19 protein-coding genes and 1 pseudogene are annotated in these 21,016 nt (G+C 61.2%); 13 read left to right on the forward strand and 7 right to left on the reverse strand.

Features of this window, described 5'->3' with window-relative positions:
* The first annotated feature begins 7 nt into the window (after window positions 1-7).
* Both EEQ99_RS08975 and EEQ99_RS08980 read left to right on the forward strand, forming a co-directional pair.
* Window positions 8-640 (forward strand): Vgb family protein, encoded by a 633-nt coding sequence (locus EEQ99_RS08975; protein ID WP_028758212.1) that lies wholly within the window; start codon window positions 8-10, stop codon window positions 638-640.
* 127 nt (window positions 641-767) lie between these two features.
* Window positions 768-1,682 (forward strand): phosphotriesterase family protein, encoded by a 915-nt coding sequence (locus EEQ99_RS08980; protein ID WP_127430246.1) that lies wholly within the window; start codon window positions 768-770, stop codon window positions 1,680-1,682.
* A 112-nt stretch (window positions 1,683-1,794) separates the two neighbouring features.
* On the opposite strand, the gene EEQ99_RS08985 is transcribed toward EEQ99_RS08980, so the two are convergent.
* The gene (locus EEQ99_RS08985) at window positions 1,795-2,331 is read right to left on the reverse strand and encodes a GNAT family N-acetyltransferase (RefSeq protein ID WP_127430247.1); all 537 of its coding nucleotides are present in this window, start codon (window positions 2,329-2,331) and stop codon (window positions 1,795-1,797) included.
* 87 nt (window positions 2,332-2,418) lie between these two features.
* Between EEQ99_RS08985 and EEQ99_RS08990 the strand changes: the two genes are divergently transcribed.
* Together EEQ99_RS08990 and EEQ99_RS08995 are read left to right on the forward strand one after the other, a co-directional pair.
* On the forward strand, window positions 2,419-4,164 hold the full coding sequence (locus EEQ99_RS08990; protein WP_127430248.1) for a sensor histidine kinase: 1,746 nt from the start codon (window positions 2,419-2,421) through the stop codon (window positions 4,162-4,164).
* A 10-nt stretch (window positions 4,165-4,174) separates the two neighbouring features.
* Entirely contained in the window at window positions 4,175-4,576 is a 402-nt protein-coding gene (locus tag EEQ99_RS08995) for a response regulator (RefSeq protein WP_003560657.1), read from the forward strand.
* Between the two features lie 194 nt (window positions 4,577-4,770).
* On the opposite strand, the gene EEQ99_RS09000 is transcribed toward EEQ99_RS08995, so the two are convergent.
* Complete coding sequence (locus tag EEQ99_RS09000; protein ID WP_127430249.1) at window positions 4,771-6,180, reverse strand: aminotransferase-like domain-containing protein; 1,410 nt, start codon at window positions 6,178-6,180, stop codon at window positions 4,771-4,773.
* A gap of 90 nt (window positions 6,181-6,270) precedes the next feature.
* Here EEQ99_RS09000 and EEQ99_RS09005 point away from each other — a divergent pair, with 90 nt between their 5' ends.
* The gene (locus tag EEQ99_RS09005) at window positions 6,271-7,134 is read left to right on the forward strand and encodes a DMT family transporter (RefSeq protein ID WP_127430361.1); all 864 of its coding nucleotides are present in this window, start codon (window positions 6,271-6,273) and stop codon (window positions 7,132-7,134) included.
* Between the two features lie 228 nt (window positions 7,135-7,362).
* Window positions 7,363-7,818, forward strand: coding sequence for a DUF4168 domain-containing protein (locus EEQ99_RS09010; protein ID WP_028756803.1), 456 nt, complete (start codon window positions 7,363-7,365; stop codon window positions 7,816-7,818).
* A 72-nt stretch (window positions 7,819-7,890) separates the two neighbouring features.
* On the opposite strand, the gene EEQ99_RS09015 is transcribed toward EEQ99_RS09010, so the two are convergent.
* Window positions 7,891-8,505 (reverse strand): 3'-5' exonuclease, encoded by a 615-nt coding sequence (locus tag EEQ99_RS09015; protein ID WP_028756802.1) that lies wholly within the window; start codon window positions 8,503-8,505, stop codon window positions 7,891-7,893.
* 544 nt (window positions 8,506-9,049) lie between these two features.
* Between EEQ99_RS09015 and EEQ99_RS09025 the strand changes: the two genes are divergently transcribed.
* On the forward strand, window positions 9,050-10,726 hold the full coding sequence (locus EEQ99_RS09025; RefSeq protein ID WP_127430250.1) for a globin-coupled sensor protein: 1,677 nt from the start codon (window positions 9,050-9,052) through the stop codon (window positions 10,724-10,726).
* Window positions 10,727-10,806: 80 nt separating this feature from the next.
* Here EEQ99_RS09025 and EEQ99_RS09030 read toward each other — a convergent pair whose 3' ends face one another.
* The 3 genes from EEQ99_RS09030 to EEQ99_RS09040 form a co-directional block, all read right to left on the reverse strand.
* Window positions 10,807-11,193, reverse strand: a complete 387-nt coding sequence (locus EEQ99_RS09030; RefSeq protein WP_063475218.1) for a cupin domain-containing protein — start codon at window positions 11,191-11,193, stop codon at window positions 10,807-10,809.
* A gap of 147 nt (window positions 11,194-11,340) precedes the next feature.
* Window positions 11,341-11,607: a DUF2277 domain-containing protein gene (locus tag EEQ99_RS09035; RefSeq protein WP_127430362.1), complete on the reverse strand. Its 267-nt coding sequence runs from the start codon at window positions 11,605-11,607 to the stop codon at window positions 11,341-11,343.
* Window positions 11,608-11,780: 173 nt separating this feature from the next.
* The gene (locus EEQ99_RS09040; protein WP_127430251.1) at window positions 11,781-13,004 is read right to left on the reverse strand and encodes an ROK family transcriptional regulator; all 1,224 of its coding nucleotides are present in this window, start codon (window positions 13,002-13,004) and stop codon (window positions 11,781-11,783) included.
* 193 nt (window positions 13,005-13,197) lie between these two features.
* Between EEQ99_RS09040 and EEQ99_RS09045 the strand changes: the two genes are divergently transcribed.
* The 5 genes from EEQ99_RS09045 (at window position 13,198) to EEQ99_RS09070 (ending at window position 19,823) form a co-directional block, all read left to right on the forward strand.
* Window positions 13,198-14,472, forward strand: coding sequence for an ABC transporter substrate-binding protein (locus EEQ99_RS09045; RefSeq protein WP_127430252.1), 1,275 nt, complete (start codon window positions 13,198-13,200; stop codon window positions 14,470-14,472).
* Between the two features lie 273 nt (window positions 14,473-14,745).
* Window positions 14,746-15,630, forward strand: a complete 885-nt coding sequence (locus EEQ99_RS09055; RefSeq protein ID WP_127430254.1) for a carbohydrate ABC transporter permease — start codon at window positions 14,746-14,748, stop codon at window positions 15,628-15,630.
* Complete coding sequence (locus EEQ99_RS09060; protein WP_127430255.1) at window positions 15,630-16,481, forward strand: carbohydrate ABC transporter permease; 852 nt, start codon at window positions 15,630-15,632, stop codon at window positions 16,479-16,481. Before EEQ99_RS09055 ends, EEQ99_RS09060 begins: the two co-directional genes overlap by 1 nt.
* A 46-nt stretch (window positions 16,482-16,527) precedes the next feature.
* Window positions 16,528-17,673: an ABC transporter ATP-binding protein gene (locus EEQ99_RS09065; protein WP_127430256.1), complete on the forward strand. Its 1,146-nt coding sequence runs from the start codon at window positions 16,528-16,530 to the stop codon at window positions 17,671-17,673.
* Between the two features lie 17 nt (window positions 17,674-17,690).
* Window positions 17,691-19,823 (forward strand): beta-galactosidase, encoded by a 2,133-nt coding sequence (locus EEQ99_RS09070; protein WP_127430257.1) that lies wholly within the window; start codon window positions 17,691-17,693, stop codon window positions 19,821-19,823.
* A gap of 328 nt (window positions 19,824-20,151) precedes the next feature.
* On the opposite strand, the gene EEQ99_RS09075 is transcribed toward EEQ99_RS09070, so the two are convergent.
* The gene (locus EEQ99_RS09075; protein ID WP_127430258.1) at window positions 20,152-20,754 is read right to left on the reverse strand and encodes a hypothetical protein; all 603 of its coding nucleotides are present in this window, start codon (window positions 20,752-20,754) and stop codon (window positions 20,152-20,154) included.
* A 50-nt stretch (window positions 20,755-20,804) separates the two neighbouring features.
* Here EEQ99_RS09075 and EEQ99_RS09080 point away from each other — a divergent pair.
* Window positions 20,805-20,988: pseudogene (locus EEQ99_RS09080) on the forward strand (dihydrofolate reductase family protein); the annotation flags it as partial.
* Window positions 20,989-21,016 lie beyond the last annotated feature (28 nt).

A 21,016-nucleotide genomic window follows, 5' to 3' on the forward strand; every position in this document is an offset into this window, starting at 1 on the left:
GGAAGAGATGAAGAAATCGGCTGCGAATATCCTGCGTGAATATGGACCTTTTCCCGGCGCTGAGCGCGTCAATGGCGTCACCTTCGACGGCGAGCACGTCTGGTTTGCCTCGGGCGACCGCCTGAACGCGCTCGATCCCGAAAGCGGCGAGGTGGTGCGCTCGATCGAGGTTGCATCCCATGCCGGGACGGCCTTCGACGGTGAATTCCTCTATCAGATCGCCGAGGATGTCATTCACAAGATCGAGCCGAAGACCGGCCGTATCCTCGCCACCATCCCGGCGCCTGGCAATGGCGGCGATTCCGGCCTTGCCTGGGCCGAGGGCACGCTCTGGGTCGGCCAGCATCGCGGCCGCAGGATCCACCAGATCGATCCCGAGACCGGCAAGATCCTCCGCACCATCGAATCCAACCGCGTCGTGACAGGCGTCACCTGGGTCGACGGTCAGCTCTGGCACGGCACCTGGGAGGGCGACGACAGCGACGTCAGGCGCATCGACCCGGAAACGGGAGAGGTGCTGGAACGGCTCGACATGCCCGAAGGCACCGGCGTCTCCGGCCTCGAATCCGACGGTGCCGACCGCTTCTTCTGTGGCGGAGGCGGCAGTGGCAAGATCCGCGCGGTGCGCCGGCCGGCGTGAAGCCCGGAAGAATTTCGGTCGAGTGAGCGATTGATTTCGTCATGGGACGATCTACTTTCGCGGCAGTGTCGAAGCTTCGGGGGCGGTCGAGGGCTCGACGCAAGCGGCATGACCGCGGGGAGAGACTTTGAAATATCTGCGCACGACACTTGGGCCTAAGAGCAAATCCGAACTTGGGATGATCCTCCCGCACGAGCACGTCTTCGTCGACCTCAGGACGCCGGACCAGCCCGGTTATGCCGAAGCAGACATTGAAGACGTCGTTCGGCTGATGGCCCCCGAAATCGAACGGATCAAGAAACTCGGGGTGACGGCACTGGTCGAATGCTCGACGGGCGGCGTCGGACGCCGTGCGGATATCGATCTTGCCGTGTCGCTCGCGACGGATTTTCCGATTGTCGTTCCCACCGGCAATTACCGTGAACCCTGGATTCCCGAATGGGTCCGCCATGCTTCCGAGAAGGAACTGGAGGTATGGATGCTTCGCGAGCTGACAGAGCAGATCGACGAGACCGGGTTCCAGGCAGGCTGGATCAAGCTCAGTGCCGGCGATGACGGCATGACGGCGCTCGAGACAAAAATCCTGCGGGCGGCCGCGCGCGCCGCGGCGCAGACAGACGCCGTCATCGGCAGTCATACGATCAGGGGACGGGTCGTCATGGATCAGCTCGATGTCATCGAGGCGGAGGGCTACAGGGCCGACAGATTCATCTCGATCCATACGCAGGAAGAAAAGGACTTCGCCTATAACGTCGCCGTGGCCGAGCGAGGCGCCTGGATCGAGTATGACCATGTCGGCCGGTCCGAAGATAACGAGGTGGCGGATCTGGTCATCAAGGTGCTGGAGGCCGGCTGCGGCGACCGCCTGTTGTTGAGCCATGACCGGGGCTGGTTCGATCCGGCACTGCCGATGGGCGGGACACCCAAGCCGTACACCCATCTTTCCACGGTCTTGCTGCCCGAGTTGAAACGGCGGGGCGTAGACGACGGGACCTTGATGCGCCTGACCCACGAGAATCCGTTCGAGGCTTTCGCCAGATAGCGGGAGTGGACCGGGCTCATTCGCGGAACGGCATTTGTTCCGACGCCAGGCCGAAATGATGGTCAGCCGGGCTCGCGCGAATTTGTTCAGAAATCGACGGCGATACCCGGATCTATGAGAAGTCGCGGCCGTCGAACAAAAGCGCCATGCTGATCGCATCGACGAACCGTCCATCGATGCACGCCGCACGCCGGACGATGCCTTCGCGTGCAAATCCGACCTTTTCGTAGAGAGCGATAGCACGGGCATTGTCCTCGTAAACATCGAGTTCAACACGCGCAAAACCGGTTTCTTCAGCCGCTTTCAATGTCGTCTCGATGAGCCTTCGTCCCAGACCCTTGCCGCGATAGGCGGGAAGGATCCCCATTCCCAAGTTTCCGCGATGGGCGTGCGACGGGAAAAAATGCCGGCTGATGTCGCACCAACCGATGACTTGGTCGTGAGCGGTGGCGACGAATTGCGGATTGCCTTTTGCAATCATGCCCATGACGAACTCCCGCGTCTGCGGCAGGGGAGTTGCTTCCAGCATGGAGAGGTATTTTTTCTCCCGCGCGACCACGTCGAGTGCGTGATGAAAGCTATCGATGTGGGCGGCAGCGATCGGTTCGATCCTGATATCCGACGTTTCCAGCGATGCGGGAGCATTCATACGCTTCTCCTTCGAAGATTGTGAAATGCCTATAGGAGACATGTTGCGGACCTGCACGGGAGCGCATAATTCACGGTCCGTCAACCTTTGCGTGTCAATTTCTCGGCGGCAGTCGCCATCAAAAGGTTGCAGGTATTGAAGGTCAGACTCACATCGCACATTACGTTTGTCCTGGTGACGCTCACCTGCGCTGCGGCCGTGTTGCTGTGCGGTTTTGCGTGGCTCGCCGCAATGAAGGTCGATGATCTCTCGCTGCGCCGGCAGGCCGACTTCGTTGGCCAAGGACTGGAAGAGCAGATCGCAGCGCTTCCCCGGGAACAGGAAAGCGTCACCAAATGGGATGACGCCTTTCTTTATGCCAAACAGCGGAACCACGAATGGCTGCTCGACAATGTCGGCCAGTGGACGAGCCGGTATTTCGGGCACGACAGGACCTATATTTTCGACGATACCAATCGCCTGATGTTTGCGTTTCGCGACGGCGCGGATGCCATGCCGCCCCGGTACGCGAGCGACGACGGCCAGGAAATGACCGCTCTTGCCGGAGAGATGCGCGCCGTTCTCGTCGATCGAGCTGCAAAGCCCGGCGCTGAAGCGCTCGGTCAACTGGCTACGGTTCGCACGATCATGATCGGCGATAGGCCGGCAATTGCCAGCGCGCGTCCGATTCTGCCGAGCTCGGCCAGGATGCAGATCGAGGCCGGCCAGGAGTTCATTGCCGTCTCGGTCAAGTTCATCGATGGAAAAGTTGCCGAAAGCATCGCCCATCATGCGCGGCTCGAAGGTTTGCATTTCGCGCCTTCGAAAGGTGAGGACGAGCGGGCGCAAGTGCCTGTGTCATCGCATGACGGCGGCACGATCGGCTATCTCGTGTGGCCGCCCATCCTGCCCGGATTCATGCTGCTCAAACAGATTGCGCCGGCAGGGCTCGCTTGCTTGGCGCTGCTGATCACCGTCGTGTTCTGGCTCGGACGAGGTCTGCATCGCACCTCGCTGACCCTGCTGGACAGCCAGGCAGAGCTCACCCACCACCGCAACCATCTGGAAGAGATGGTGGCCGATCGAACGGCCGAGATCGAAAGGCAGAGAGAGGAACTGGACCGCCTGCTGGTGCACGAACGCCAGGTGAATGCGCTCCAGCGCCAGTTCGTCGCCATGGCGTCGCACGAGTTTCGCACGCCGCTTGCCATCATCGACGCCGCTGCCCAGCGGCTCTGCCGCTCGATTACCAATGTCAGCGGTGATTACGTTCACGAAAAAGCCGGGGTGATCCGCAGTGCGGTGGTGCGCATGGTCGATCTGATGGAGAGCATTCTCGCCAGCGGCCGGCTCGAAACCGGACAGATCACACTGAAGCGCAGCGAAGGCGATCTGAAAGCCCTGCTCGTCACCTGCTGCGACAGACAGCGTCAGCTCAGCCGCTCGCATGTGTTCCATCTCGATCTCGAGCCGATACCCGATGTATTGACATTCGACCGCAGCGCCATGGAACAGGTCTTCACCAACCTGATTTCGAACGCCGTCAAATATTCGCCCAACGCGCCCGACATTCATGTTCGCGCCCGGGCCGACGAGAAAACGGTGGAGATCGCTATCTCCGACAGCGGCATCGGCATGGATGCGGAGGATCTGCCGAAGCTGTTCCAGCCCTATTACCGCGCCCGCAGCGCGACGGGCATTGCCGGAACCGGCATCGGTCTCAACGTCGTCAAGCAGGTCGTCGAACTACATGGCGGCACGGTCGAGGTGACGAGCGAACTCGGCAAGGGCACAACATTTACCATTCTTCTGCCAATAGAGTTCCTATTGTCGGATCAACAAGTCGCAGCTTAAGGAAGAGCTCATGGTTACAGTCCTGTGCATAGAAGACGAAGTCGAGATCCGGAACCTCCTCGTCGAAGAGTTGAGCGAAGCCGGTTACAAGACGCTCGAGGCCTCGAACGGCGCCGAAGGGCTGGAAATGATCCTGTCGAAATGGCCCGACATCGTCATCAGCGATATTTCGATGCCTGTCATGGATGGGCACCAGCTTCTGGCGGAAATTCAGATCAACCACCCCGAGCTCTCCAACATTCCCTTTATCCTGCTGACGGCGCTCACTGACCGGGAAAACACGCTTGCCGGCTTGCGCGGCGGAGCGGCGGACTATCTGACGAAGCCGCTCGACTTCGATCTGCTGCTCGCCAAGCTCGAAGGCTGCGTGACGCGCCTTGCCAACGACAAGGCAGTTCATCGGTCGTTTTGATGGTTGCGGGCGGAGACCGAGAGAGCCTCACTCAGTGGTGCTCTGCAGGAGGCTCCGCCCTGCGGACTCCGCGCCTCAATGATGAGGGCGTTGGTGAATGCCACTCCCTAGTAGTAAGCGTTGGGGGGGGCTGCTCTCCAGAGGGCCTGGACGCAGTGAGAAGAAGGCGCTTGAGCCTGTGCCTCCTACCTCCATTATCCTCGTCCCGCCAGTGCATCACCCAGCACCTCGAACACCCGCGGATCGAGCGTCTGAGACACGTTGAAGCGCATGAAATTGGTTGCCGTTTGCGACAGGCTGAACGCGTTTCCGGGAGCCAAAACGATCCTCCTTTCCAGTGCGGCGCGCGCCACATCAGCCGCATTGATGCCCTCGGGCAGCCGGCACCAGAGGAACATTCCGGCCTGGGGCTCCAGCCAGGGCGTTATGCCTAAGCCCTTCAGCCTGGCCGAGGCCTCGCTCATCGCCCGGGAGAGCCGATGTCGCAGCGTCTCCATGTGTTTGCGATAGCTGCCGTCGCTCAAGACGTTCAGCACCAGTTCCGCCGTCAGCCGGCCGCCGCCGAAGAAAGTGGCGATCTTCAGATCTGTCAGGCCGTCGATCCATTCCGGTTTCGCCACGACGAAACCGCAGCGCGCCGAGGCCGACAGGGTCTTCGAGAAGCTGCCGATGTGAATGACCCGCTCGAGCCCGTCGAAGGCGGCAAGGCGGGGCGCCGGCGTATATTCGAAATCGGCAAAGATATCGTCCTCGATGATGGTCAGGTCGAACTGATCGGCGAATTTCAGAAGCCGGTGGGCCGTCACGGGGGAAAGCGTTGCGCCTGTGGGATTGTGGATGGCGGAGTTGGTGATGTAGAGCCGCGGCCGCTCTTCGGCGACGATTTGCGCGAACAGTTCGATATCGGGACCGGACGGGGTGTAGGGGACGCCGACGATTTTTGCCCGATGGGCGCGCAACAGCGCATGGAAGTTGAAATAGCAGGGATCGTCGACCAGCACCGTGTCGCCGGGTTCCAGCAGGAAACGGCAGAGCAGATCGATTGCCTGCGTGCCGGAATCAGCCAGCATGATTTGCTCAGGGGAGGCTTCGATCCCCCGTTCACCCATGCGCCGCGAAATCAGCTGGCGCAGTTGCGGCAGGCCGAGCGGCGAGCCGTAGTCGGCGAGGGCCGGCCCGTCGGCGCGGGCAAGCGTCCTCAGCCCGCGGCGCATGCCTTCCCCCGGCAGCCAGGAGGGTGGCAGCCAGCCGCAGCCGGGCTTCAGGTCCGTTTCATCAGCCTCCAGCGATTGCCGCGATATCCAAAACGGGTCAACGGCGCGGTCGAGCTTCGGTCCGCTCTCCGCAAGCGCAAATGGGGCTGCCTGGTTGGCGACATAGAACCCCGAACCCGGTCTTGCCAGGATCGCGCCTTCGGCGACCAACCGCTCATAGGCGTCGACGACCGTCGATGTCGACAGCTTCAACGTCGCCGCCAGCCCCCGGACGGACGGCAGCCTTGCGCCCGGCGTCAGGCTGCGCCCGGCAATACGTTGCCTGATCGTCGCGACGACCATCTCCACGCGCGTGCGTCCTTCATTCATCTGTATTGCTTTCCGCACCATTACAGTTTCACGAAATCGTATCAGACTGTCACTGTCGTGACCATCGCCGTTGGCCGATAAGAGCTGGGAAAAGAAGGAGTGCAGCGCATCATGGACCGCATGGCATCGGGATGGATCAATGGTTTTATCGGGGTGGTGATCTTCAGCGGATCGCTGCCGGCGACGCGCGTGGCGGTGATGCAGTTCGATCCCGTCTTTCTTACCGTGGTGCGCGCGGCGATCGCCGGCATTCTCGCCCTCGGCCTGTTGATCGCTTTCAGAGAGAAACGGCCGAGCGGGCGCGATATCCTCTCCCTTGCCGTCGTCGCGCTCGGCGTCGTGGTCGGCTTCCCCTTGCTGACGGCGCTGGCGCTGCAGCATGTCACATCGGCCCATTCGATCGTTTTCATCGGCCTGCTGCCGCTGGCGACGGCGATCTTCGGCGTGATCCGCGGCGGAGAGCGGCCGAAGCCGGCATTCTGGCTGTTTTCCATCCTGGGCAGCGCGCTGGTGGCGGGCTTCGCGCTGGCGCAAGGGTTAACGGCGTCACCGGTCGGCGACCTCTTGATGCTGGCGGCGATCATCGTCTGCGGCCTCGGTTACGCCGAAGGCGGCAGGCTTTCGCGCACACTCGGCGGCTGGCAGGTGATTTCCTGGGCGCTGGTTCTGTCGCTGCCGGTGATGGTCGCGGTCGCGGTTTTCTACAGGCCGGCGAGCTTCTCCGGCATCGAAACGCCGGCTCTGCTCGGCCTTGCCTATGTCTCGCTGTTCTCAATGCTGATCGGCTTCATCTTCTGGTATCGCGGCCTGTCGCAGGGCGGCATCGCCGCCGTCGGCCAACTGCAGCTGCTCCAGCCATTCTTCGGCCTGGCGCTTGCTGCCACCCTGCTGCACGAGCCCGTGACCTGGGCCATGCTCGCCGTCACGGTCGCCGTCATTCTGTGCGTGGCCGGCGCCCGCAGGTTTGCGCGGTAGCGGTTGCTCCGGTCACGGCAAGTGGTTGGAAGTGACGGTGCGGTGACCACCAGCCGACATGTCGACGGTCACAAAGCCGCCGCTCAATCGTCAGCAAATCGCCCCGTTGCCGCCGCACCGTGCCCTCTTAAAGGTTCCATCGTCGCGACCTCGCCAGCCCCAACGGCTGAGCGATCGACCGAGGCGGTTCTGCTGCCGCTCAAATCATGCACGTGAAAAGGAACGAATATGATCACTCGTTACACACCCGTCGCAACGATGACCGCTGCGGTCTTCAGCCTGCTTGCTTTCAGCCCGGCATTCGCTGTTGATATGGCCCAGGCGCAACAGCAGCCGCCGGCACAAGGCCAGGCGCCGATGCAGGGACAGACCGGTGGCAACGGCGCGGCCGCACCCGTCAGCGATCAGAAAATCGAGGCCTTTGCCGTTGCTTATCTGCAGGTCGACAAGGTCCGCCAGGAATATTCGGCCAAGATCGGCGCGACGAAGGACGAGGCTGCCAAGCAAAAGCTACAGGATGAAGCCAAGAAGCAGATGGTCGATACCGTCGAAGCCTCCAACGGCATCTCCGTCGAGGAATATTCCTCGATCCTGACCGCCGCGCAGAGCGACCCGGCCCTGGCCAAGAAGGTTCTGGAAAAGATCGGTACGCCGCCGGCAGCGCCAGCGCAACAGCAGCAATAAGCTGCCCGCCCTAAGAAAGCAGTGCCCGCCGTTTGGCCGGGCGCTGCTTCAAGCCCTTGGTGTCTCGTGCCTTCAGAGCCGATCGAAAACCTCGGGCTGCAATTTCCGGATCTTCATCAGATGCTGCAGCGTGTACGATAGCGACAGAGCGTCGTCGAGCCCGTCATGCGCCTGCAAGGCAGGATGGTCGACGTTGTAGTAGTCGGCCAGCTTGTTGCTGGGCGTCTTTGCCAAATCCTCGATCGGCATGCCCGCTGCGATGAGAAGCTTGACGGCGTTGTCGAACCGGCGGGCCGGGATGGAAGGCTGAATGCCTGCGACATAGCAGCTGATGGCCACCATGTTCATCTCATCCTTACCCCAGGACCAGAACCGGGCGCCGCCCGAGAAGCTGTCGACACCGGAAAGCGCATCCTCCAGCGCCACGCCATGGGCGTCGATATCCTCTTCGGTGATGCCGGTCAGATGGGTGAAGTATGGATCGAGCGGATACCGCTTGCCGAAGCGGTCGACGGGCCGGACGTAGGACTTGTACGTGCCAAGGATCGGAAACTCGCCTTCGAGTCCGAGCTTGACGGCTCCGATCTGCGCAATGACAGGATCGGGATCGTGGGCCGCGCACCAAAATCTGCGCTGCGAGCCTTCGAGGCAAAGAAATTCACAGTCGAATATGATGGCGGTCTTCATGGCCGACGTTCCCCTCGTAGTTGGAGCTTCGGACTGAATACCCTCCATCGTGGCCCGACAAGTTCTCTATAACAGGCATCAGCGATCCGTTCGTCCTATGCGTGTTTCGACAATTTCGCTCACCTGTTTTCGTCCACCGTGGCCGAGGTGGAGGTCGGTGCCATCCTGGCCTGGCTTCCCGTAATTGCCGCTGCCCGCCTGACGGAAGGCGTCGCAGACGAAAATGACGAGCTGCTGCGGCTGGCCGAGGCGAACGGGTATCATTGAAAGGGCTTGGCATCCACAGTCTGTGCGGACCGTCGGTCCCCGTTCCTCTCGATAATGCCCGCTTTGCGCAAGAACATCCAAAATCCGCGTGTGTATCCAAAGGGCGTTGAATAATTGTGTTTTATCAAGGGAATTTACTCTTTCCAAACCATGCCGGCCGTCAATTCGCGGTTGTCCGATGGGCGGGGTCTGCACGAAAAGCTGCTATGAATAAGGGTTTCGGAGACGGATTCCCGCGCCACATCGGTTACCGAAGTTTTGTCTCTAAGAGGTGCCAATGTCGAACTATTTCCATGCCCCCACTGGTCATCAGGCTCATGGGCACCCGACACCCGGACAGGCCGATGCCGGGTCGCAAAACCGGAATATCGAACGTCGCCTCGAATTCATGGGGCTCGACCAGCAAGGGCGTGCCGGGATCCGTTCGCTGAAAGCGCTGATCGAGCGGGAATTGCCGCATGGTCTCGACAAATTCTATGCGCAGTTGCGCAACAGCCCCGAGGTCAAGCGCTTCTTTTCGTCGGATGAGCATATTGCCAGAGCCAAGGGCGCCCAGGTGGGGCATTGGGCGAATATATCCGATGGCAACTTCAATGAGGACTACGTCGCCAAGGTCCGTACCATCGGCACCGTTCACGCGCGTATCGGCTTGGAACCCAGATGGTATATCGGCGGCTACGCCATCCTTGTCGACCACCTGATCAAGAGCGCTGTCGAGGAGATGTTTCCAAAAGGCAGAATGTTTTCCAAGAAAACCATGAAGCCGGCGGACTTCGCGAAGGCGTTGGCAAGTCTGGTCAAGGCCGTGATGCTCGATATGGATCTGGCCATTTCGGTCTATATCGACGAAGCGGAAATCGCCAAGCAGAAGGCTCAGGCGGAAGCGATTGCGAGCGAGCAGAAGCTTGTGAGTGACTGTTTCGGCAAGGCGATGTCCGCCATCGTCGCCAAGGATGTCAGCTATCGCATCACCGATGACCTGCCCGCCGCCTATCACCAACTGCGTGACGATTTCAACCACGCGCTGGATCAATTGACGAGCACGATCAGCGAGATCGATTCCGCCGCGTCGCAGATCCATGCCGGATCGCAGGAGATTCGCTCCGCCGCCGACGCGCTTGCCAAGCGCACCGAGCAACAGGCCGCTTCCATCGAGGAGACTGCGGCCGCGCTCGAAGAGATCACCACGACCGTCAAGGATTCCAGCAGGCGCGCGGAGGAGGCGGGGCAGCTGGTTTCAAAGGCGCGCGCCGGTGCGGAAAAATCCGGCCAGATCGTCCAGCGGGCGGTTACCGCGATGGGCGCGATTGACAGTTCATCGCGTGAGATTTCCAGCATCATCGGCGTGATCGACGAGATTGCTTTCCAGACGAACCTGCTGGCGCTGAACGCCGGCGTCGAGGCCGCGCGCGCCGGTGAGGCCGGCAAGGGATTTGCCGTCGTCGCCCAGGAAGTCCGCGAGCTGGCCCAGCGTTCGGCCAAGGCGGCAAAAGAGATCAAGGAATTGATCAATACCTCCGGCGAGCAGGTCAAGACAGGCGTTTCGCTGGTTGGGGAAACGGGAGAAGCGCTGGCTGTCATCGTCGATGAGGTCAAGGAGATCGACCATCATATCGGCTCGATCGTCGAGGCGGCGCGCGAACAGGCGACCGCGCTTGCCGAGATCAACATGGCCGTCAATGCCATGGATCAGGGCACGCAGCAAAATGCCGCCGTGGTGGAGGAATCCACGGCCGCAAGCCATGCTCTTGTCCGGGAGATCGGACGGATCGCGGAAATGCTCAGCCAATTCCATATCGGCAAGAGGTCCGCATCTTCCGCTCCCCCAAGGCTGGCGCCGGCGAAGCCGACGGATGCGGGGTCTCCCGCGCGCGAACTCAAGGCCAGGGTCGCCAAGGCGTATCAGACACAGGGCAACGCGGCGCTGGCGAGCGGCCAGTGGGACGAGTTCTGAGATCGTCACCTAGCGGGCGCTCGGACCAAAGGTCCGAGCGTGAGCGCTTTACGTGCCGGCGGTTCAATGCTGATGTGGTCTCACTTCGCAGGCACGACGAGGGTCTCTCCCTTGCGGACGACGTAGGTCGCCAATTCCGACGCCTTGCCGCTGCCGATGTTCTTCGCCGAGTGAACGACGCCTGATGGAATGAACAAGGATTGGCCGGCTTTCAGGGTCACCGGCTCTGCGCCTTCGAGCTGGTATTCCAATGTTCCTTCGATGACGAATGCGATCTCTTCGCCGGGATGCGAGTGCTTGGGGGCGAGAACGCCGGGAGCAAAATCGACGCGGACCTGAATAGCCTCGTGGCCGGGCACGTCAATATCGTTCCTTATGAGATCAGTGCGCTGCAGCGGCTGTTCTGCCTGTGCTGCTGCTGCGCCGCCGAGAACAAGGGCGAGTGCGATAGCCTGGATCATTTTCATCGTTGCATCCTTCTGAATTGACCATTTTCGGCTCATCGGCCGCATCGGTATTTCAGTCGATGATTGAACCAGGGATGTGTCTGGAAACCCCCATTTTTGTAAGACAGTGTATCTGCAGGCCTACCTCCTGCGAGGACGGGACTTTTCTTACGCGAAGCGGATCGCGATTCTCGCGCGGGCCTTCGCCGCTACTTCCTCGCGGTCGCGAGGCGGTTGAGACGTCTCCAGTGAATCGAGCAGTTCGCGGGCGCAAGCAGCGATCGAACCGACCGCGCGTTCGAACGCAACCTCGTTGCGCTTCGACGGCTTGGTCGCTCCGCTCAGCTTGCGTACGAACTGCAGCGCGGCATCATGAATCTCCTCATCCGTCGCTGGCGGATCGAAATTGAACAGTGGTTTTATATTTCGGCACATGGCTTGCTCACGGTCATTTCTCTTTGCCACCGAGGGGAGCGTGGCCCAGTATAAAAACTAGTCGCGCGAGCGCGAATTGCAATCGACCACGGGAACTTCCCACCCAGTGATCCCTTCACTGTATTCGTAAGCTGCCGAAGCCACACGTTCGCCAGCAGCAATGACCTCATCGCTCAAGCCGCCGACGAAGACCCCGGCGCTTTCAACCTAACCCCTCCCAGCGTCGCAATATCAGTCACCCCACCCGACGATTCAAAGTCGAAGATCTTCTGCGTCACCAGGGCGGCGGCACCCCTTGCCCAGGAATTGTCTTCCCAGTCGGGCAAAAGCGGTGGCGCGGTCCTGAAGGTTCGGGCGGCCAGCGCCTCGCGCAGCGGCGCCAGGAAAGGATCGCCGAGGGAGACGGCTTCGCCGCCGGCGACGATGACTTCGGGATCGGTGATGTTGACGAGATTGGCAAGGGCGGTGCCGATGCCGCGGCCGGAATCGGCGACGAGGGCGAGGGCGGTGGGGTCGCCTGATGTGAGCGCCTTGCAGAGTTCTGGCAGATCGAGCTCGTCTCGGCCAGTTGCTTCCCGCCAGCGCCTTAGCATCGAAGCTTCGGAGTGATAGGCCATCAGGCAGCCGCGCTTGCCGCATTCGCAGAGCCGGCCGTTCTCTTCGAAGAGGGTATGGCCGAACTTGCCGGCCGCTCCATTTGCGCCGCGATAGAGCTTGCCGTCGATGACGAGCGCGCAGCTGATGCCGACGCCGACGGCGAGGACAGCCATGTTGCGATGTTGGCGGCCGAGCCCGAAGAGTTGCTGGGCGATGGCATAGGCGTTGGTATCGTCTTCCAGCCAGACCGGGACATGCACGCGGTTTGCGACCAGCGAGGCGAGGGGGACGTTGTCCCAGCTGAAGCGGTGGCTGCGCACGCAGGCGGTCTGTTCGTGGTTGAAGACGCCCGGCATGGAGATGCCGATGCCGGCGAGCTTGGCGTTGGGACGGCCGGCGAGCTTCACCAGTTCTGGCACGGTACCCGCCAACAGGTCGGCGACCTTCTCGGGCTCATGGCCGTCGAGGCTTACGCGCATGGCGGCGATGGGGTTGGTGGCGAGGTCGGTCGCCACGCATTCCACCGAATCCACCATCAGCTTGAAGCCGACGGCAAGCGCGTGTTCGTAGTTGATATCCACGGGGATCGGTCGGCGGCCGGTGAGGCCGGGTACGGTCTTGCCTTCGACGACGATGCCTTCCTCCAGCAGGTCTGAAACAACGAAGGTCACGGCCGCCGGGCTCAAGCCGATGACGGTGGCGATGTCGGCGCGACTCCTCGGTCCCTCGCGCCTGAGGAGGTTGAGGATGAGGCGTCGGTTCATGGCTCTCGCCGTGGTCTGGTCGCCTTTGAGCTTCACTTTGCATTCCTTAATTTTGTAAATTAATTATTGCGGGCTGCAAAGATCTATGCATAAGTTCGGCCGCGGATCAACTCAGCCAGGCGGATTATCGCTGGAATTGGGGTGGATCGCAGCGTTGAAAGCCTGGTCGGTCGTTTCATGGAGGAGGCGGCGGTCGGGAGATGTCGATCGATCAACTGGGAGGAATTCAATGGCATTTTCGAAGCAATTTCCGTCAGCCACCCGCAGGAGCTTCCTGAAGGGTGCGGGCATCGTGTCTGCCGCTGCGGTCACCGGCAGTTTTCCAATTCCCGCGATCGCGCAGGCCCAAGAGGTCACGATGATCTCGGCCGAAAACAATGGGGCCGCGCTCGATGCGCTGAAGGCAATCGCCGCGGGCTTCAGCAAGGAAGCCGGCGTCAACGTCGTCATCAACAATATGGATCACGAGGCCCATAAGACGGCCATCCGCAACTATCTCGTCGCCGGCGCGCCTGATGTCTGCTCCTGGTTTTCGGGAAATCGCATGCGCGCCTTCGTCAAGCGCGGCCTATTCGACGACATCTCCGATCTTTTCGAGAAAGAGAAGTACAAGGACGTGCTCGGCGCGACGGCGGGGGCCGTTACCGAAGACGGCAAGCAGTACGGCCTTCCCACAGGCGGCACGCTCTGGGGCATGTTCTACCGGAAGGATGTGTTCGAGCAGCATGGGCTGACCGTGCCGAAGACCGCCGAGGAATTCATGGCCTATGGCGACAAGTGCAAGGCGGCGGGCATTACGCCGGTTGCGATCGGTACCAAGGAATTGTGGCCGGCTGCCGGCTGGTTCGATCAGATGAACCTGCGCATCAACGGCCTCGACAAGCACATGGCGCTGATGAATGGCGAGATGAGCTATCTCGATCCGTCGCTGACGGCCGTGTTCGACCAGTGGGAAGCGATGATATCAAAGGACTTCTTCACGGCCAACCACACGTCCTTCGGCTGGCAGGAGGCCGCGGCGCTGCTGGCGCAGAAGAAGGCCGGCATGATGAACTTGGGCGCCTTCCTGCGCTCGGCCTTCACCGCCGACGATCTGCCGCAGCTCTCCTATGCGACCTTCCCGGTGCTCGATTCCAAGGTCGGCCACTTCGAAGAGTTTTCGGTCAATTCGATCCATATTCCGGCGAAGGCCAAGAACAAGCAGGGCGCGCGCGAATTCCTCGCCTATTTCTACAAGCCTGAGAATCTGGCGGCCTATCTGGAGCCGGGCGGCAACGTGCCGCCGCGCCACGACCTGCCGCCCAGCAAGGACCCGCTGGTCAACATTGCCGTCGAGACGATGAAAACGGTAGAGGGCACGTCGCAATATTACGACCGTGACAGCGACCCCGACATGGCGCAGGCCGGCCTCGTCGGCTTCCAGGAATTCATGGCCAAACCCGAACGGCGCAAGGCGATCCTGACGCGCCTCGAGGGCACGCGTAAGCGGATTTACAAGATCTGACGTCGGCCGCTCGTCCTGGCGTTCATGGTTGCCCCTCACCCTAGCCTCTCCCCGTTTTGACGGGGAGAGGGGACGTGCCCTGCGAGACGTGTGCGGGCGGCGGAGAGGTTGTGGCTTCGTCCCTTCGCCCCGCGAGCGTGGGTCCGAAGGACGGGTCGAGACCCGTGGCTCGACCCCGGTCGGTGGCGGCAGCCGGATGAGGGGCAGCCCGACCAGCGCAGCCCGATGAGGGGCAGTTCGCCGCTTGCTTTTGTCGTAAACGAGGCTCCTGAAATGCAGACATTATGGCGCCGCCAGCGTTGGTGGCTTACCCCGACTTTGCTCATCGCGCCGGCGATATTGCTGTTTTTCACCGTCATCCTGCTGTCGGCCGCCCGGAGCCTTTGGATCAGCCTGCACGACTGGGACGGCTTCGGCCCGATGGTGTGGATCGGCTTTGGCAATTACGTCGAGCTCTACGACGATCCGCAATTCTACGTGTCGCTGAAGAACAACCTGATCTGGCTTGTCATGTTCATGGCGGCACCGCCGCTCGGCCTCGCCATCGCGCTGCTGGTCAATCAGAAAATCCGCGGCATGCGCTTTCTGAAATCGCTGTTCTTCATCCCGCTGGTGCTCGCCTCGGTCACCGTCGGCGTCGTCTTCACCTGGGTCTATACGCCGGAATTCGGGCTGCTCGCGCTGATCTTCAAGGCCTTTGGAGCGACGGCGCCGGCGGTTCTCTCCGACGAGCATTTCGTCACCTTCGCCATCGTGATTGCAGCACTCTGGCCGCAGATCACCTTCTGCATGGTGCTTTATCTCGCAGGTCTCAACAATCTCAGCGAAGAGCTGATCGGGGCCGGCCGTGTCGACGGGGCGAGGGGCTGGAACATGCTGTGGCACATCGTGCTGCCGCAACTGACCCAGGTCACCTTCATCGCCATTGCCGTCACCGTCGTCGGCGCGCTCAGATCCTTCGACATGGTGTCGGTGATGACAAACGGTGGTCCGTTCGGCTCGTCCTCGGTTCTCGCCTACCAGATGTTCGAGCAGTCGATCTTCTCCTATCGCTTCGGCTACGGCGCCGCGATCGCCTCCGTGCTCTTCGTGATCATGGCCGCCTTCATCGCGTGGTACCTCAGCCGCATCATCCGCACCGAAGAAAGGGGAGGCTGATGTATCCTCGTCCTATTCCCGAAGCCGCAGTCTGGCAGCGACGCTTTTATGTGCTCGCCGTCGTCATCGTGCTGCTGCTCTGGCTCTGCCCGCTGTTTGCGATCATCCTGACCTCCTTCCGCACGACCGAGGATGTCATGGGCGGCAATCTGTGGGGATGGCCGACCGGCATCGGCGTGATCGACAATTATACTGATGTCTTCACGCAGACGCCGATGGCCCGCTACTTCCTCAACAGCTTGATCATCACCGTTCCCTCGGTGATCGGCGTGCTGGCGCTCAGCACGCTCGCCGGCTACGTGCTGTCGCGGTACCGCTTTCCCGGCAACATGCTGATCTTTGCGCTGTTCGTCGGCGGCAATTTCCTGCCGCATCAGATCATGATGATCCCGGTGCGCGACCTGATGGTGCAGCTCGATCTGATCGACACGACGGCGGCGCTGATCATCTTCCACGTCGCCTTCCAGACAGGCTTTGCGACACTCTTCATGCGCAATTTCATTGCGGCACTTCCCGACGAACTGTTCCAGGCGGCCCGCGCCGAAGGCGCCTCTCCCTTCCAGACGCTCGTGCACGTGGCGATCCCGCTGGTGCGGCCGGCGCTGGCGGCACTTGCCATCCTGATCTTCACCTTCATCTGGAACGACTACTTCTGGGCCGTGGTGCTGACCGTCAGCGACAACGTCAAGCCGGTCACGGCAGGCCTTGCCAATCTGCGCGGCGAATGGGTCTCGGCCTGGAACCTGATTTCGGCAGGCACGATCGTCGTCGCCGTGCCGCCGGTCATCATGTTCTTCCTGATGCAGCGGCACTTCATCGCCGGCCTGACCATGGGAGCGGTGAAGGGATGATCCAGCACTTCGATTTTCCAGTTTCAACAGCAGAGAGCCAGGACGCATGACCAGTCTCGAACTCCGTGAGATCAACAAGAATTACGGCGCTTATCATGCGTTGCGCGGTATCGATCTTTCCGTCGCGCAAGGCGAGTTCATCGTCATGGTCGGCCCGTCCGGCTGCGGCAAGTCCACGCTTTTGAAGTCGATCGCCGGCCTGGAGGCGATCTCCTCCGGCCAGATCCTGATCAACGGCCGCGACGTCACCAAGCAGGAACCGGGCGACCGCGGCATCGCCATGGTCTTCCAGTCCTACGCGCTATATCCGCACATGACGGTAGCGGAGAACATGGGCTTCGGCCTGCGGATGGCCAAACGGCCGAAGGCCGAGATCGAGGCGGCCGTGGCACGCGCCGCCCGGATCCTGAGGATCACCGACCAGCTGGAGAAGCGGCCGAAGCAGCTCTCCGGCGGCCAGCGGCAGCGCGTAGCGATCGGCCGGGCGATCACCCGTTCGCCCGACGTTTTCCTCTTCGACGAGCCGCTGTCGAACCTCGACGCCGCGCTCAGAACCCAGATGCGTGTCGAGCTCAGCAGCCTGCATGCGGAACTCGGCGCCACCATGGTCTATGTCACCCACGACCAGGTGGAGGCCATGACCATGGCAAGCCGGATCGTCGTCTTGAACCAGGGGGTGATCGAGCAGGTCGGCTCGCCGCTGCAGCTCTACCGCAACCCCGACAACCTCTTCGTCGCGGGCTTCCTAGGCGCGCCCAGAATGAACTTCCTCGGCGTCACCGTCGATGAGGTGTCCGGCCGCAATGTCACGGTTTCGGCGCCCGGCCTTGTGCCGGTGACGGTGGAACTGGCGGAGGCGACAGCGCTGGCGAAAGGCGCCAACCTGACGCTGGGTGTGCGGCCGGAGAACATCTCGGTGGTCGCCGACGGCAGCCAAAGCGGGGCGATCAACGGTCAGGTCCGGCTCGTCGAGCATCTCGGCCGCGAGACCATTCTCTATATCGACGCCGGCAATCTCAGGACCGTCGCCTCGGAGAGCGGCACCGGCAACATCACGGTGCAGCTCAGCTATGTCGCGCCTTTTGCCGCCGATCAGAACGTCGCGCTGAAGCTCGACGCCAGCGAACTCTATCTCTTCTCGCCCGACGGCGGACGCACGATCAGCGCCCGCAAGACCATCCTCGACCGATAAACACAGGAAAGACCACCGTGTCCGACAAGACCCTCTCCGTATGGAACCCCGTCCAGACTGACCGCTTCCTAGTCGGCGCTCCGCATTATCCCGAGCATGTCGATGAAAGCTATTGGGAGCGCGACGCCGAGCGCATGGCGAAAGCCGGCTTCAACGTGGTCAGAATGGCCGAATTCGCCTGGCACATTCTCGAACCGAAGCTCGGCACCTTCGACTTCGATCTGTTCGACCGCGCGATCGCCATGCTCGGGCGCTACGGCATCGACACGATCATGTGCACGCCGACGGCGACCCCTCCGCGCTGGCTGACGGCGGCACACCCTGAAATTCTAAGGGTCGACGGCAAGGGCCGGCCGATGAGCCATGGCTCGCGCCAGCACTGCGACACGGCAAGCCCGGTTTTCCGCGAACACAGCAAGCGCATCACCAGGGCGATGGCCGAGCACTATCGCGACAATCCCTTTGTTGTCGGCTGGCAGACCGATAACGAGCTGAACACCAGCATGCCGGAGAGCTTTTCCCAAGCGACGCTCACCGAATTCCAGGCCTTCCTTGCCGGCAAATATGGCGAGATTGCCAAGCTCAATACGGCCTGGGGCGGTGATTTCTGGGCGACGGCCTATGACAGTTTCGACCAGGTGGTGCTGCCGATCGAGTTCGGCCCGACCTTCCCGAGCCCTGGCCACCTGCAGGATTATCACCGCTTCCTCGCCTTCTCGACGGCGCGCTTCCAGCATGACCAGGTGGAGATCCTGCGTGCCGTCAAACCCTCCTGGTTCGTCTTCCACAATCTCGGCGGCTTGCGGGATATCGACTTTCGCGGCCAGTTCTCGACCGATCTCGATTTCGTCGGCTACGACATCTATCCGATGCTCTATGACGAGTTCCAGCGGCTCGGCAATCACGCCAAGGTTCAGGCGCTGCACCTCGATATCTGCCGAGGCTTCTCCGGCAATTACATCGTGCCCGAGCAGCAGTCGGGTTTCGGCAGCCAGCCGGGCTTCTGCACGCTGACGCCGGAGCCGGGCGAGCTGCGTCGCATGGCGCTTTCCTCGGTTGCTCATGGTGCTGACGGCCTGATGTTCTTCCGCTGGCGGCCGGCCCATTTCGGCGCCGAGATCTATTGGATGGGCATCATCGACCATGACGATATCGGCCGCCATCGCTATGAGGAGGCCAAGCGCTTCGCCACCGAGATGACGGCACTAGCGCCCAAGATCCTCGGCACCTATGTGCGTATGGATGTCGGCATTGCCGGATCGGACTTCGATAATCAGGAAGCCCACAAGACCTATCCGATCGGCCTGCCGAGCCCGCAGGACGATGCGATCCTGCTGCACCAATACTGCTATGACCGCGGCATTGCCTGCGGCTTCATTCATCCCGAGGACGATCTTTCCAGGCTGAAGCTCTTCTATGTTCCGCACTGGGTGATGTGGAAGGACGAATGGACGGCCAGGCTCGAAGCCTTCGCCGAAGCAGGCGGCACCGTCGTCATCGGCGCGCGCACCGGCACCCGCAACGAAGACAACCACGTCATCCGCGAAACGGCTCCCGGCACTGCGCTTTCCAGACTGACGGGCGTGCGCGTCGAAGATTTCGGCCGTCTGACAGCCCCCGGCGCCAATGGCCTCTTCGACGTGATGGAGCGCTCGGGCGGCCTTGTCATTCCCCCAAACAAACCGGCCGAAAGCAACCGCCGCCAGCGCCGCTTCAAGATCGGCAATCGCGAAATGACGGCCGGCCATTTCTACGAAAACCTCACCATCGACCCCGACGTCGAGGTGATCGCTGCCTGGTCCAACCGCTACGCCGAGGGCCAGCCGATGGCGACCTCCCGCAAGCTCGGCAAGGGGCAGGTCGTCTATCTCGGCACCTATCTCACGCCTGATCTGACCGAAGCGCTGACCGAACGCCTGTTCGCCCCCGCCGGCATCGAACCGCTGGTCGGCGGCCTGCCCGAGGGCGTGGAGGTGACGATGCGGATGAACGAGGAGCGGCGGCTGCTGTTTGTGCAGAATTATACGGATCAGGCGGTGACTGTGGGTGGGGTGCCTGCCGGGCGGGATCTGCTGGATGGGGAGAAGAGGGTGACGGGGGGGCTGGAGCTTGACGGGTATGGGTGTGCGATTGTGGAGTTGGAGGGGTGAGGTTGCGGCATATTGAATGGCGGTGACGGAAAGTGGACCCGCGTGTTCAACAGGCGGTGTACCTGACCGCACCTGGGCACAAGTGCAGAATCTCGTTCGAAAGACCAGTTGCCTTGAAAACTAAGGCAACTGACCATCGATCGTGGTCAATCCGCAAAATTACAGGCTATCTATAAAGGCGCGTTGGATAGCTACCCAATCGTCAGGATATGGTTCTTGATCTTGCTGATGCTCCGCCTGGTACTCACTTCAGCCCTGAAGTTTCCAGTATTTCGTCATCTCATCAACCCAGGCATGCGGGGTGCTGGCAGCTTGACCTCACGATCAATCAGTTGCCCCAGCCAATTTGGAACCGATCAAATCGAACCTCGCTCAACGGCTGGCCGGAGGGGCCTAGCCGTACTGAACGAAGAACGAGATGAAGCTCGGGGGAATAGTATTGTTCGAAAATAATCGGAGGCAATCCCGTCAGTTCCAGACGGCTATTGATGGCCCAAACTTTGTAGGAACAAGATGCAATCGTTTCCTCTCCCAAGCCGTCGAATCTCATAAAAGTAGTGCCCGAAACGGATTTTTTGCCATTGATGAAAAGCGTAGTGTCGGATTGCCAGTTCTTCTTCTGTGGTAGGTCGTCCAACGCAACCGCATTCGCGTATTTCAGCTCATGCGTCCCATTGGGACCAACTCTCTTTTCGACGAGCAGGGGATGTAAATATACGGCCGACACCGGCTGCAGTGAACGGTTACGCTCCACCAGCTTTTGTTCGGTGAGACCTGGACCGTTCGGCTTGTAGAATACGGAAAGGAAAGGCACTTCTCTGGTTAGCAGTACGCCCTGTTTGGTCTGATTGGCGGTTAAGCAATTGCCAAAGGCTGGTGCCGCCAATATTATTCCAACCAGTAGCGACAAACTTCTTAGCAAGATCGACATCCCAGATTCCAACTCATCCAAGTCCGCTACCATGGTGCTTGGGTGAAATTGGGGAGATCGAAGTCGCCGGCCCGGACCTTGCCCACAACCTGACCGAACTTGGCCTGATCGACGAATATCATCTACCTGCACCCGGTCGTGGTGGGGCAGGGCAAGACCAATTTCGCGGGGCCTCGCCCTCCGCGCCAGTCGAAAATCCATTCACCATACCAAGACACCCGCGATAAACCCTAATCCCACAACCCCACCTCCAACCCGCCCA

Origin of the sequence: Rhizobium anhuiense, assembly GCF_003985145.1 — a bacterium.
GTDB classification, from domain to species: domain Bacteria; phylum Pseudomonadota; class Alphaproteobacteria; order Rhizobiales; family Rhizobiaceae; genus Rhizobium; species Rhizobium anhuiense.